The organism is Brevibacterium antiquum CNRZ 918 (assembly GCF_900169145.1).
Taxonomy (GTDB): domain Bacteria; phylum Actinomycetota; class Actinomycetes; order Actinomycetales; family Brevibacteriaceae; genus Brevibacterium; species Brevibacterium koreense.
Map to the genome: position 1 here is coordinate 199,515 of NZ_FXZD01000003.1, position 12,724 is coordinate 212,238.

The 12,724-nt window shown below is 62.3% G+C and carries 12 protein-coding genes; 9 read left to right on the plus strand and 3 right to left on the minus strand.

Annotation, left to right across the window (positions count from 1 at the left end):
- Positions 1-208 precede the first annotated feature (208 nt).
- The 4 genes from BANT918_RS17350 to BANT918_RS06055 all read left to right on the plus strand — a co-directional run bounded on the left by BANT918_RS17350 (position 209) and on the right by BANT918_RS06055 (position 2,640).
- Positions 209-364 (plus strand): hypothetical protein, encoded by a 156-nt coding sequence (locus BANT918_RS17350; protein ID WP_096158366.1) that lies wholly within the window; start codon positions 209-211, stop codon positions 362-364.
- A 71-nt stretch (positions 365-435) separates the two neighbouring features.
- Entirely contained in the window at positions 436-909 is a 474-nt protein-coding gene (locus BANT918_RS06045; protein ID WP_101619401.1) for a RidA family protein, read from the plus strand.
- Positions 899-1,876, plus strand: a complete 978-nt coding sequence (locus tag BANT918_RS06050; RefSeq protein ID WP_101619402.1) for a hypothetical protein — start codon at positions 899-901, stop codon at positions 1,874-1,876. The genes BANT918_RS06045 and BANT918_RS06050 overlap by 11 nt, the downstream gene beginning before the upstream one ends.
- Positions 1,873-2,640 (plus strand): MBL fold metallo-hydrolase, encoded by a 768-nt coding sequence (locus BANT918_RS06055; RefSeq protein WP_101619403.1) that lies wholly within the window; start codon positions 1,873-1,875, stop codon positions 2,638-2,640. The genes BANT918_RS06050 and BANT918_RS06055 overlap by 4 nt, the downstream gene beginning before the upstream one ends.
- A 218-nt stretch (positions 2,641-2,858) precedes the next feature.
- Here the strand turns inward: BANT918_RS06055 and BANT918_RS06060 are convergent, their stop codons facing one another.
- Positions 2,859-3,536 (minus strand): Crp/Fnr family transcriptional regulator, encoded by a 678-nt coding sequence (locus BANT918_RS06060; RefSeq protein WP_101619404.1) that lies wholly within the window; start codon positions 3,534-3,536, stop codon positions 2,859-2,861.
- A 246-nt stretch (positions 3,537-3,782) separates the two neighbouring features.
- On the opposite strand from BANT918_RS06060, the gene nth reads away from it, so the two are divergent.
- The 3 genes from nth (at position 3,783) to BANT918_RS06075 (ending at position 6,889) form a co-directional block, all read left to right on the plus strand.
- Entirely contained in the window at positions 3,783-4,523 is a 741-nt protein-coding gene (nth, locus tag BANT918_RS06065; RefSeq protein WP_101619405.1) for an endonuclease III, read from the plus strand.
- Positions 4,520-5,302, plus strand: coding sequence for an NUDIX hydrolase (locus BANT918_RS06070; RefSeq protein WP_101619406.1), 783 nt, complete (start codon positions 4,520-4,522; stop codon positions 5,300-5,302). Before nth ends, BANT918_RS06070 begins: the two co-directional genes overlap by 4 nt.
- A 144-nt stretch (positions 5,303-5,446) precedes the next feature.
- On the plus strand, positions 5,447-6,889 hold the full coding sequence (locus BANT918_RS06075; RefSeq protein ID WP_101619407.1) for an HNH endonuclease: 1,443 nt from the start codon (positions 5,447-5,449) through the stop codon (positions 6,887-6,889).
- 77 nt (positions 6,890-6,966) lie between these two features.
- Here the strand turns inward: BANT918_RS06075 and BANT918_RS06080 are convergent, their stop codons facing one another.
- Positions 6,967-7,374 (minus strand): phage holin family protein, encoded by a 408-nt coding sequence (locus tag BANT918_RS06080; protein ID WP_101619408.1) that lies wholly within the window; start codon positions 7,372-7,374, stop codon positions 6,967-6,969.
- A gap of 167 nt (positions 7,375-7,541) precedes the next feature.
- Positions 7,542-9,476, minus strand: coding sequence for an acetate--CoA ligase (gene acs, locus BANT918_RS06085; RefSeq protein WP_101619409.1), 1,935 nt, complete (start codon positions 9,474-9,476; stop codon positions 7,542-7,544).
- 435 nt (positions 9,477-9,911) lie between these two features.
- On the opposite strand from acs, the gene BANT918_RS17355 reads away from it, so the two are divergent.
- Complete coding sequence (locus BANT918_RS17355) at positions 9,912-10,286, plus strand: hypothetical protein (RefSeq protein WP_167389398.1); 375 nt, start codon at positions 9,912-9,914, stop codon at positions 10,284-10,286.
- 56 nt (positions 10,287-10,342) lie between these two features.
- Positions 10,343-12,607 (plus strand): hypothetical protein, encoded by a 2,265-nt coding sequence (locus BANT918_RS06090; protein WP_167389399.1) that lies wholly within the window; start codon positions 10,343-10,345, stop codon positions 12,605-12,607.
- Positions 12,608-12,724 lie beyond the last annotated feature (117 nt).

A 12,724-nucleotide genomic window follows, 5' to 3' on the forward strand; every position in this document is an offset into this window, starting at 1 on the left:
ATCATTCCGATCGCCCCACCCCCTTCTCGTCTCTCAGGAGCGTTCACTCTGTGGCATGGTTGGCGGTGGGTTCCCGGGTTCTCGGCTAGTGTTGGCAACGACAATGATCGCCGGTCGCACTCGTGCAGTACGATCGGCTGTCGGTTCATGCAGGCGCTCGTTCCGATGGCGCATCGGGACACGGGCAACCAGAGACTCAAGGAGAATCATGACCAAGTGGGAATACGTCACTGTGCCGCTCATCGTCCACGCGACGAAGCAGATCCTCGACCAGTGGGGCGAAGACGGCTACGAGCTGGTCCAAGTTGTTCCGGGCCCCGACAACAACGGACTCGTGGCCTACCTCAAGCGTCCCAAAGCCTGAAGCAACCAAGCCTGAAGCTCCAGAGTCTGAGCACTCATCTGACCTGAAACACCCTCGTCGAAGGACCAAACATGTCGAAGACCCTAGACCGCATCGCTGAACTCGGTCTCACCCTGCCTGATGTCGCCACACCCGCAGGCGCCTACGTCCCGGCGCTGCGGACCGGCAACTATGTCTACACCTCGGGCCAGCTGCCTGTTGTCGACGGAAAACTTCCCGCGACGGGCCACATCGGCTCCGACGTCGACCTTGAGACCGGCTATGACCTGGCACGGACTGCAGGGCTCAATGCTCTCGCCGCGATTGCCGGCGTCATCGGCGATCTCGATAGGATCGTGCGCGTCGTCAAGGTGACCGGGTTCGTGAACTCGGCTGATGACTTCACACAGCAGCCCTCCGTCATCAACGGCGTCTCCGAACTCTACGGTGAGATCTTCGGCGACCGTGGCCAGCACACGCGCAGCGCCGTGGGTGTGAACACTCTTCCTCTCGGCACCCCCGTTGAGGTCGAAGTCGTCGTCGAGGTTGAGGACGATGCCGCTTAGCGGACGCACTCTGCCCGTCTCGTCGGACCTGCGTTGGCTTTTGGACCAATGGCAGTCCGACGGGCGGTTCCCGGTCCCCGAAGCTCCACGACCTGCCTCGGCGATCGTGCTGATCAGAGACTCACTGGATGGCTTGGAAACCTTCATCACTCGGCAGCTTGATGCCAGGGGAATCGAAGACCGCAACCGCTTGGCCTACCCGGTCAGCAATCTGCGTCTCGGTGACCTGCGCAATCTGCCTCTGGCCGGATGGAATTCGGCCCGCTGTGCAAGGACTCTGAGCATTGAGAACAAGTCACGGGCCCTGCACCATTTCTCGGCCGCGGCACGAATCTCGTTCGCTGCCACCGGTGTCCTGCTGGCGGAGGACGTCGACCGGGACATCGTCGCCGCGCCCCAGACGGATTGGCGCGGAACGCGGTCACGGCTGTTCTCCAATGAGATCTCCTGGTCCCAGATTCTGCGCGAACGTGATCTCAAGCTGCGCCCGGACCTCTGCAAACCCTGGCTGCGGTGGATCAACACGGCGACCCAGCTGCACCGCTTCGATACCACCTATTTTGTGGCCACAGTGCCCTTCGGCCAGAACGTCGACTTCCTCTCTCCGAATGAGACCTCGGGAGGATGGAAACGACCCGAGGAGATCCTCGCCGAGGCCGAGGGAGATCCCGACAAGATCAGTGCGAGCACGCGCATCATCGCCGAGAGCCTGGTCGACGTACCAAGCGTCGGAGCCGCCATGGCCCAAGTCCGCGATCTGCATCCGCTGCGGCCCGAGATCACCAACGACGACGGCGAGTGGCGGGTCGTCATCCACCCCGGACGCGACCTCTACCGCAAGGGCACTCTGCGCGATTATGCGGTGGCCGTCGGTGACGACGAGAATGACCAGAGCCCCGGGTTTCTGACTCTGAGTGACGAGGACAACGATGCCGAAGCAGGCGAAGAGGAGACGGACGAATCATGAGGATCCGCGCGAACAACCCATCCCCGATGACTCTGACAGGCACCAACACCTATGTCATCACCTCGGCGGACGACACTTCGGCTGTGCTCATCGATCCGGGCCCGGAGCTTGCTGAACATCGTGAGAACTTCCTGACTGAGCTCGGCGACCGGAAGCTGTCGGCCATCATCCTCACACATCAGCATGACGATCACTCGGAGATGCTCGGAAGTGTGGAGCAGTGGGCGCCGGAGGTGCCCGTGCACGCGGTCCTCGAGAAGTTCTCCCGTCTGAGCCGTCCTGTGGCCGATGGTGACATGATCGCATTCGGCACTGACACGGCCGATGTCATGGAAGTCGTAGCGACTCCGGGACACACGATGGACAGCATCAGTCTCATCCATGATCACGTGCTCTACAGCGGCGACACGGTCCTGGGGGAGGGGACGACGATCGTCACCCATCCGGAAGGATCGCTGGGCGACTACCTTGAGTCACTCGACCGGCTGATCCGGCTGCTTGGTGAGGGAGTCTATTCGACCATTGAGCCCGCACACGGTCCCAGCATCGAATCTCCTGCCCAGGTGATTGAGTACTACCGCAGCCACCGGCTCGAACGCATCGCACAGGTCAGAGCGGCTTTGGCGCAAGGAGCCACGAGTGCCACCGAAGTCTGTGACATCGTCTACCACGACGTCGATCCGAGCGTCCGCGCAGCCGCCGAGCAGATCGTGCGGGCGCAGCTGAACTACTTGGGAGCCCTGGCGCCCGACGACCAGATGTGAGCAGACGCAGCTGAGGCGCCTCGCGCGGCATTGCTCGGCCGACACCGTCCTTCACTCGTTCTGCAGACGAGACCACTGTCTGCAAACAAGGCTCTCGTCTGCACAGCGAAGTAACGACGGCTGAGGCGCCCAACCACGTACGAACGCCCAGGCACATACAGTGCCTGGGCGTTCGTACGATGTGGGATTTGAGCGGTTCGGCAACTGCCGAGGACTGATCAGCGGGCGCGGTTGCGCATGCGCTCCATGTCGAGGATGACAACGGAACGAGCCTCGAGGCGGATGAAGCCACGAGCAGCGAAGTCGGCCAGGGCCTTGTTCACGGTCTCACGCGAGGCTCCGACGAGCTGCGCGAGTTCTTCCTGAGTGAGATCGTGAGCGACGAGGACACCATCAGGTGCCGGCTTCGAGAAGCGCGCCGCGAGGTCCAGCAGTGCCTTGGCGACACGACCGGGAACATCGGAGAACACGAGGTCGCCCACGGTCTCGTTTGTGCGGCGCAGACGCTGAGCCAGAGCCTTGAGCAGGTTCATTGCTGCCCGGGGACGCTCATCGAGCCACGTCGTGAGGTCCTCATGCTTGAGGCTGAGCAGCTCGGACTGAGAGACAGCGGTGACAGAGGTGGAGCGTGGGCCGGGATCAAAGAGGCTGAGCTCACCGATGATCTCGCCCGGTCCGATGACCGAGAGCAGATTTTCGCGGCCGTCGGAGGACTCGCGGCCGATCTTGAGCTTGCCGCTGGAGACGATATACAGTTCGTCACCGGCATCGCCCTCGTGAAAGAGCGCGGTTCCCCGACGGAGACTCCGCGGGTTCATGAACTTCATCAATGCGCTTGTCGATTCATCGTCCAAACCTGCGAAGAGCGTCGCGCCCCGCACAACTTCAATATCCACTGTGTCCTCCTCGTCGTGGTAATCACAGATAAATCTACCTGGTCAACGGTGCTGATACCAGCAAAGGCGCGGGAGTTTGCGGCATTAGTGCAAAACAAGGGGTTTTGTTTGCGTTTCCTCCACCCTCGCCGAGGTGGGCCACGGTTGCATGCGGACGATCCCGTTCGCCGGGCAAGTGCAGAGCCGCCTCGGCGATATGAGGGACGCTACTGCGGAAATGCGGGGCACGGATTAGGATGGTGAGTCGTGTTGACGGTGGCAGAGAAGAGCGCGCGCAAGTTCGCCAAGGAAACCCCATTGGGCAAGACTCGACGAGCGAGGAGGATTCATCGAATCCTCGCCGAGGTGTACCCGAATGCGAAATGCGAGCTCGACTTCGAGACCCCATTCCAGCTCCTGATCGCGACTGTCCTATCCGCCCAGACCACAGACATTCGGGTCAACGCGGTGACACCGGGACTGTTCTCGGTCTTCCCTGACGCACACAGCCTCGCGGTGGCCAACCTCATCGAGGTCGAGGAACTCATCCACTCGACCGGTTTCTACCGGGCGAAGGCCCGCAACATCGTCAAGCTCGCGAACGAACTCGTCGACACCCACGACGGTGAGGTCCCCAACTCACTGGACAAACTCGTCAAGCTCGCGGGAGTCGGCCGGAAAACCGCGAACGTGGTGCTCGGCAACGCGTTCGACACCCCGGGCCTGACCGTGGACACGCACATGGGACGACTGGCTCGCAGGCTCGGCTGGACCGATGAGAGTGACCCAGTCAAGGCTGAGCATGACATCGCGGCGCTGTTTCCGAAGAAGGAACTCACCCTGCTCTCCCACCGAGTCATCTTTCACGGACGACGCATCTGCCACTCGCGCAGACCTGCCTGCGGGGTGTGCCCATTGATGGCATTGTGTCCCTCGTTCGGGGTCGGGGAACTCGATCCGGAGAAGGCGCGGGCGATGCTCAGATTCGAAATGGCACCCCAGGCATGAGTGCTGAAGCATGTGAGCGGGGCACTTCTGGGCAGGGATCGGTGGGGCAGGGATCCGCTGCGCAGGCTTCGACCGGGCACGACCCCGTCGCGCACGACCCGACTCTGCGGACGCAGCTGGAGAGCCTCGCGGCGTCGAATGGTTCGCCCGAGTGGCTGCGACGGGCGCAGGCTCCTGGTGATGATTCAGTGCGTGACGCCGCCGTCCTCATGCTCTTCGGCAAGGGAGGCCAGCCGCGCACAGACGCCGGTCGGGCAGAGTCATCACGCTTGGCAGACTTCGGCGTCGACGACGTCGACATCGTTCTGCTGCAGAGGGCGAGCACCCTGCGCAACCATCCCGGGCAAGTCGCGTTTCCCGGTGGCCGACGGGATCCCGAAGACGACTCCTTAGCCGCTGCAGCCCTGCGTGAAGCGCGGGAAGAGGCCGGCATCGTGCCGTCAACGGTCGACGTGCTCGGGCAGATGGATCCGCTCTACATTCCCGTCAGCAAATTCCAGGTCACTCCTGTCATCGGCTACTGGGCGCAGCCCGGTGCGGTGCGGGTGATGGACACAGCTGAGTCGTACTCCGTCTACCGGGTCTCTGCCGCCGATCTGGTGGCGCCGGCCAACCGAGGCACGTTCTCCCGGCCGGACCTGAAGATCACGACACCGGCCTTCGACGTTGGAGTGCTCAAAGTGTGGGGCTTCACTGCAGGCATCCTCGACTTCGCTCTCGAACACCTCGGCTGGGCCGGGGAATGGGACCGCGACTCACACATCGACATCGACTTCTGAGGCTATTGCTCCTTCACTTCGAAGTCGACTGCTCGATGACAGAGCATGCGGACGACAGCTCGCGAGTTTGACGACTGAGGTACCTGATCAGGGCGAACACTCGCGAAAAATGTCGTGTCAGTGCCGAGTACTAGCCTTCTTGGTATGGAAGCAGAGCCGGTTCCCGACGTGATCACCGAGATCCAGCGGTGGCATGAGGCGCTGTCGAATCTGCCCCCAGCACTCAGCGAAGTCGAAGCCATCGACCGGATCGCCGCACTTGAAGAACTGACGGCTGCCGCTGCTGCTGCCCAAGCCAGGGAAACCTTGACCTTTGACATGCGCCGACGCAACCGCGAGGCCGAAGACGGAGTGACGAGTACAAAGCAGGGCAGAGGCGTCGGAGCGGAGATCGCCCTCGCACGTAAGGTTTCCCGGGCTCGGGGCAGCACGCTCCTCAAATTTTCACGCTCCCTGCTCATCGATCTGCCCCATACGTATTCAGCGCTGAAGACCGGCCGTATATCCGAAGAGAAGGCTCGTGCCGTTGCGAAGGAGACCGACTGGCTCCCCAGGGACAAACGTCGACAGGTCGATGAGCGCATGGCGCCACGCCTCGCCGAGGTGGGAGTCGGGCGGCTGGGCAACGAGGTTCGTGCCCTGGCGCAGCAAGTAGACCAGAAGGCCGCCGTTGAACATCTCGAGAAATGCACGGAGGAACGGTCAGTCTCGGTTCGTCCTGCCCCGGGCAACATGGCATACCTCACCGCACTGTTGCCGATGCCCCAGGCTGTTGCTGTATACACAAATCTGAAGAAGTCCGCGGCCTCCCTGATCGGGACAGGGGAGTCAGGCCAACGCTCACAGTCTCAGGTCATGGCAGACCTGCTCGTCGCGCGGACGACGGGTCAGGAGTGCGCAGCAGCAGTTCCAACAGAGATCCATCTTGTGATGAATGATGCCAGCCTGGTGAGCCCCGGAGACGATCCGGCCTGGCTTCCCGGTGTCGGTCCCTTGCCTGCGGGTGCCGCACGCACGTTCCTGGCCGAGAACGAGGCAACCGTATTCCTGCGCAGGCTCTACACCCGCCCTGACGACGGCCAGCTGGTGCGCATGGATACGCGGCGCAGGGAGTTCTCGGGGCTGCTGCGACGCATGATCGTCATCCGTGACGACGTCTGCCGCTCACCGTGGTGCGATGCGCAGATCAAACACGCTGACCATGCCACGGCCTACTCCGCCGGTGGCGAGACTGATTGGGACAATGCCTCGGGTCTATGCGCCGCCTGCAACTTCGCCAAGGAGCTCAACGGCTGGAAGCACGTATCGTCTCCAGAGAAGCTGATTGTGAAGACCCCGACGGGCCACCGCTACGAGACGAGGACCAAGCCCATCGACTCCCGTGCAGCTGAGACGGATTCGGCTGACGCCAAGCTCGACGTGGCGAAGCGACGTCGACGCCACAAAGAAACCGACCAGGCCCACGGTCCGCCGATGAAACGAAGACAGCCACATGACAAGCCGCGGTCACTTTGCGGGACAAGCGCGGTCGAATACCTCTTCGGAGAAAAGATCCGCACATTCCTCACCACGAAACCAGCCGAGTGAATGGAGCGGTGGCGCCGGGCTGAGCCCGACGCCACCGCTGTTTGGAGCTATTCTGCTGCGCTCAGTTGCGAAACCTGTCAGTACCGCGGACCGGAGGGATTCTTCACCGCACGCTTGACCGAGGCGATCAACGACTTGGCCGAACTGATCGCCGTACCCGGGACAGGGTTGCCCTTCTTGAACAACGGCAGAGCAATCAGAACGAGGATGATGGCGAGCACCGCGAGGATGCCGAAGACAATGAGGAAGCTTCCCCACCAAGGCCATCCCAGGCCTTCGTGGAATGCGGCAGCCCCGGCGAAAATCACCATGAACGATGACAAGAACAGGAAGAACAGGGCCACGACGGCAAGTGCCGAGCCGATGCCCAAGTTCTTCGCACCGGCTGTGGCTTCAGCCTTGGCCAGCGCAATTTCTTCCTCGGCGATCGCTTTGGAATCGTCGCCGATGCCTTTGATCAGTTCGCTGATCGACCTCTCAGCCATGAGTGCTCCTATCGACAAAAACTTGGACAATCTTTCTTAAGAGTAGTCTGAACGCGCCCGGTGACCAAAGAAATACGGTCAGCAGAATGAGAAAAACCCCCCAGATGAAACCTGAACGGCTCTCTGCGAGCGTCCGTTCTCACCGGCGGGTTCGTCTCAGCGCAGGATCAGGACTTCGCCACCGATTCTTCGATCAGGTCCATGACCGAGGAGTCGGCCAGCGTCGAGGAGTCTCCCACCTTGCGATGCTCAGCGACGTCCTTGAGCAGGCGGCGCATGATCTTGCCGGAGCGGGTCTTCGGCAGCTCAGACACGATGTGGACCTTCTTCGGCTTCGCAATCGGCCCGATGTCCTTCCCGACGTGTTGACGCAGCTCTTCAGACGTCTCCGGGGAGTCTTCGACATTGTTGCCCACGATGACGAATGCAACGACGGCCTGACCGGACGTTGCGTCGTCTGCTCCGACCACTGCCGCCTCGGCGACATAGGGGTGGGCGACCAGGGATGACTCGATCTCAGTTGTCGACAGACGGTGTCCGGACACGTTCATCACATCATCGACACGGCCGAGGAACCAGATGTCCCCGTCCTCATCGCGCCTGGCACCGTCTCCGGCGAAGTAGGTGTTCTCGAACCGCGACCAGTATGTCTCCTTGAAACGCTCGGGATCTTTCCAGATTCCGCGCAACATGGAAGGCCACGGCTGGCGAATGACGAGGAGCCCACCCTCTGGCCCAGCAGGGCTGTTTCCTGCGTCATCGACGACATCGACGGAGACTCCAGGAATCGCGCGCTGCGAAGAACCAGGCTTCGTCGACATCACACCGGGAAGCGGGGCGATCATGTGCGCACCGGTTTCGGTCTGCCACCAGGTGTCGACGATCGGGCAGCGATCACCTCCGATGACACGGTGGTACCAACGCCAGGCCTCCGGGTTGATCGGCTCACCGACACTGCCGAGCAGACGCAGACTCGAGAGATCGTACTTCGCTGGAATCTCCTCGCCCCACTTCATGAACGTGCGGATAGCAGTCGGCGCGGCATAGAGGATCGTTGCCTTGTACTTCTCAATGATCTCCCACCAGCGGCCCTGGTGAGGGGTGTCGGGAGTGCCTTCGTAGACGATCTGCGTGGCGCCGGCTGCCAATGGTCCGTAAGTGACATAGGAGTGTCCTGTGACCCAGCCGACGTCGGCAGTGCACCAGAACACATCGGATTCGGGCTTGATGTCGAAGACCGCCTTCATCGAGTACAGAACCTGAGTGAGGTAACCGCCCGAGGTGTGCAGAATGCCCTTCGGCTTGCCGGTTGTCCCGGAGGTGTAGAGGATGAACAGCGGGTTCTCGGAGTCGAAGAATTCGCATTCGTGCTCGGGGCTCGCGGTCTCCACCGACTCGTGCCACCACTGGTCCCGACCGTCGACCATCTCGACGTCCTGACCGGTGCGACGCACCACGAGGACCGTCTCGACAGGGGTGTCACCGTGTGACAGTGCGTCGTCGACGGCCGGCTTCAGGCTGGTGGCCTTGGTGCGGCGGTAGCTGCCGTCAGCGGTGATGACCACACGCGCTTCGGCATCGATGATGCGTGAGCGCAGAGCGTCGGCGGAGAAGCCGCCGAAGACCACTGAATGGGCAGCTCCGAGGCGGGCGCAGGCCAGCATTGAGATTATCGCTTCGGGGATCATGGGCAGGTAGATGGCCACGCGATCTCCGGCTTTGACCCCGAGGTCGGCGAGAGTGTTGGCCGCTTTTGACACTTCGGCGAGCAGTTCTGCGTAGGTGAAGGTGCGGGAGTCGCCGGGTTCCCCTTCGAAGTTGATGGCAACTCGATCACCGTTGCCGGCGATGACGTGGCGGTCGAGGCAGTTGTAGGCCACGTTGAGTTTGCCGCCGATGAACCACTTCGCGAACGGCGGGTTGGTCCAGTCGAGTGTTTCGCCGAAGTCTTCTTTCCAGTCGACGAGGTCACGAGACTGCTCGGCCCAGAAGCTCAGGTAGTCGGCATCGGCACGTTCGTATTCGTCGGCCTTGACGTTGGCGGCAGTGACGAACTCTTCAGGTGGGGCAAAGGTTTCGGATTCTGCTGTGCTGTCGGTCATTTTTCCCTCCGGCTTCTTTGATGGATCGAAAATTCTAGTTGCACTGTATACCCGAGATGGGGCCTCGGGGCACCGTCGTCCGTTCGATGAACGATGGTTTCCGGGGGTAGCAATCGCCCAGACACTGTGCTATAAGACACACTCTACGGACCGAGTGAAACGTGGAGGAGGCATACCCGGAGATTCACCTGCACCTGGCAGGCGGCACAGAAGGAGTGCGCAGGGAATCCTGTTCTGCAAGGATAGGGACGGAGTCTGTCAGGATGGGAACTAGATAGACACATTAAGTTTGACGACCCTGTCCCCAAGAGCGACTGGAGTAATCGATGAGTTCGCCGCAGCACCCGACTGGATCAGGACCACAGCAGTGGCACGATCCGCACGCGCAGAACCCCGGGCCGAGCAACCAGCCACAGTTCGGCCAGGGGCTCGCATATGGATCAGGACCTGCCTTCGGTGCAGGACCTGAGTCTCAGCCCTCCGGGCCTGGAGGGTACGGCGGCGGTCCTGTCGGTTCGGGAGGCCCTGGGCCCTATGGTCCGGGCCCAGGCCCGCAGAACTCCGGCCCTGGACCCTATGGTTCAGCGCCAGCGCCTGGGCCCTATGGTTCAGCGCCAGCGCCAGGGCCAGGGCCAGCGCCAGCACCAGGGCCCTACGGCTCAGCGCCAGCACCTGGGCCCTACGGCTCAGCGCCGGGTGCCTATGGTTCTGCTCCCGGCTTCCAAGGGGCAGCACCAGGCCAGTTCGGCTCCGCAGGTCCAACAGCTCAGAAGCGTCCTCGCACCGGCCCGGGGCTTCTCGGTCCGCTGACCCTGCGCGATCTGTTCCTGCTCTTCGCCGGACTCCTCTCGTTGATTGTTCTTTTCGTGCCGTTCAAGGCTGATGGGTTCATGTCGTGGTCGCTGTGGCATTGGACGATCGACGCCATGGGGACCCTGACATTCGACGTGTTCGGGATCTGGTTGATCGTGGCAGCAGTCTTCGTCAACAAATTCGGCAATGGTGGACTCAAAGTCGGTTCGCTCAGTCTTGACCAGGCGATCTCGGTTCTGTCCGGTGCTTCATTTACCTTCGCGTTCGTCCACCTGCTGACCTCGGTACAGTACTGGCACGTCGGCGCGTACCTCGCCTTCTTCGCAGCTCTGATCGCCTTCTTTGCAGGCGTATTCACGATGCTTCCCTTCTTCAGCAAGGAATTCGCAGTTCGCGATGACGTTGCCGCACATCCGAAGGCACGCCCCACGACCAAGCGCGCACCGCACCCAGCGCCAGTGGCGAACATGCCAGGCGCCCACAACGGCCCAGGCGGATTCGGTGCGCCCTATAGCAGTGAGCCCAACGGGCCGATCGGTCCGCAGGGTCACCCGGGAGCGCCCGTACATCCAGGTCAGCCAGGAGGCCCGGGTCAGTTCGGTGGACCGGATCAGTTCGGCCAGCCAGGCCAGCCAGGCCAGCCAAGCCAGCCAGGCCAGCCAGGCCAGCCAAGCCAGCCGGGGCAGGTCGCTGCGCCTGCACAGTCGGCACCAGCGGGTCAGTTCTCTGCGCCAGATCAGTTCGGCCAGCCCAATGGACAGGACCAGTTCGGCCAGCTCGCCGGAGCCGAGCAGAACAGCCCGTATGCTCCACCGGAGCAGCGGGTGCAGGAGTCGTCTTTCGATTCCGCAGCGTCCGCCGATGACTCGGCGGACCAGGCGGTGCAGAGTACAGGATCAGGTCAGACCTACCTGGGTGCTCAGCACTCACTGGATCCCCAGCACACGCAGAGCGAACCGACGCAGACCTTCGGCTTCGGTGCTCATCGTGAAGAATCGCAGTGGAGCAACGACGGCGAAACTGCAGTTCAGGCTCCGGTGTCTGCTGACAGCTCACGTGCCAGTGGCTCAAATGACTTGAGCGACTCTCGCGACACGAGTGACTCCAGTGTGGACAGCCTGGGCGCCGCCGAGTCGGAGTCCGACAGCGGTAGCAGCACTTCCTCGGGAGCGGGCACGACCGCTGCTGTCGCAGGTGCGGGCGCCATGGGCGTCGGTGCAGCTGTTGCCGGAGCCGCCTCAGCGAGCTCGGAATCTGAACCGAGCTCGGAATCCGAACGTCGTCGCGGACGCCATGCCGCTCCCAGCTCGGACACCGAATCCGAAGCAGCTGACGCACGGGTCGATAGCCTGACCGAGCGCCCAGCAGGTGATTCCGACCGCATCGTCAGCGCCGATCGCGAAGCGGCCAGCGACCAGGGAGACAAAGCAGAAACTGCTTCAGGTGCGGCTGTGACGTCGACGCAGGATGACTCCTTCGCACTGACCGACGACGACTCCGCATCTCCTGCGGAGAGCAGCTCGTTTGCCACGAAGGTCAACGCTCATGACTCGGATACCAACCTTCGTGCCTCCGAAGGAATTTCGCTGAAGCCTGAAGACGAATCGACTGCCTCAACCGCCTCGGGCGATTTGGCGGACTCAGTCGAGTCGGCGAACGCCGAACAGTCAGAAGCAAGCACGACCGCCGACGAGGTTCGTGGAAGCGAGTCTCGCGTCGCAGGGCCTCACACCGAGGCTGCAGATGACGATGCCGTCGTCGTCAGCGGTCACGTCGCAGCTGGCGTCGCAGAATCCGGTTCAGAACGGACCACTCACCCAGAAGCGGACGAACCGACGCAGTATGTGCCGGTAGCCGGCTATGGCAACGGCGGCCATCGCAGCAGCGGCTCGGGAACTGGAGAGGCGAGGAGCCACGGCGGAGACAACGCCGAGAATGCGCCTTCTGCTCCACAATCCGGAGCCGCGAACGCCTCGTCGAATGCCTCCGCAGTCGGCGAAGAGGAGACCGTCGTTCAGAGTGCAGTTCAGCCGGGCGGCAGCATGAACGATCGCGAGGACCGATCAGGTGAGAACCGGAATGGCGCTGACCAGGACGGGCCTAACCGGGGCACCGGCCAGAATGTCATCCAGGCGTTCTGGTTCGCCGTTCCTGAGCCGCGCGAAGCTGTGGATGCGACCACCGGAATGCCGGTGTTCACGATCTACCCCGGAGACTGGTTCCTCGGTCTCGAGGACAACGGATCGTGGTTCAAGGTTCGCGATTCGGATGGTCGCGAAGGACTTCTGCGCAACACCGAAGGTGTCCAGCGGGGTTGATCCCAAAACGGCCGACTCGTGCGCTCGGGCTGTGGACAACAGCCTGAGCCCACGTCGTCTGACCATCTGAGCAGAATCCGTCAGACTGTGCCTCTGAGGGACCTGACCAGTCGAGAT

What these genes read in the sequence shown, in the direction of transcription:
- BANT918_RS06055 (WP_101619403.1), top strand. Translation starts at nt 1,873, where the DNA reads ATGAGGATCCGCGCGAACAACCCATCCCCGATGACTCTGACAGGCACC.
- BANT918_RS17350 (WP_096158366.1), top strand. Translation starts at nt 209, where the DNA reads ATGACCAAGTGGGAATACGTCACTGTGCCGCTCATCGTCCACGCGACG.
- BANT918_RS06080 (WP_101619408.1), bottom strand. Translation starts at nt 7,374, where the DNA reads ATGGCTGAGAGGTCGATCAGCGAACTGATCAAAGGCATCGGCGACGAT.
- BANT918_RS17355 (WP_167389398.1), top strand. Translation starts at nt 9,912, where the DNA reads ATGGATCAGGACCTGCCTTCGGTGCAGGACCTGAGTCTCAGCCCTCCG.
- BANT918_RS06075 (WP_101619407.1), top strand. Translation starts at nt 5,447, where the DNA reads ATGGAAGCAGAGCCGGTTCCCGACGTGATCACCGAGATCCAGCGGTGG.
- BANT918_RS06045 (WP_101619401.1), top strand. Translation starts at nt 436, where the DNA reads ATGTCGAAGACCCTAGACCGCATCGCTGAACTCGGTCTCACCCTGCCT.
- acs (WP_101619409.1), bottom strand. Translation starts at nt 9,476, where the DNA reads ATGACCGACAGCACAGCAGAATCCGAAACCTTTGCCCCACCTGAAGAG.
- BANT918_RS06050 (WP_101619402.1), top strand. Translation starts at nt 899, where the DNA reads ATGCCGCTTAGCGGACGCACTCTGCCCGTCTCGTCGGACCTGCGTTGG.
- BANT918_RS06070 (WP_101619406.1), top strand. Translation starts at nt 4,520, where the DNA reads ATGAGTGCTGAAGCATGTGAGCGGGGCACTTCTGGGCAGGGATCGGTG.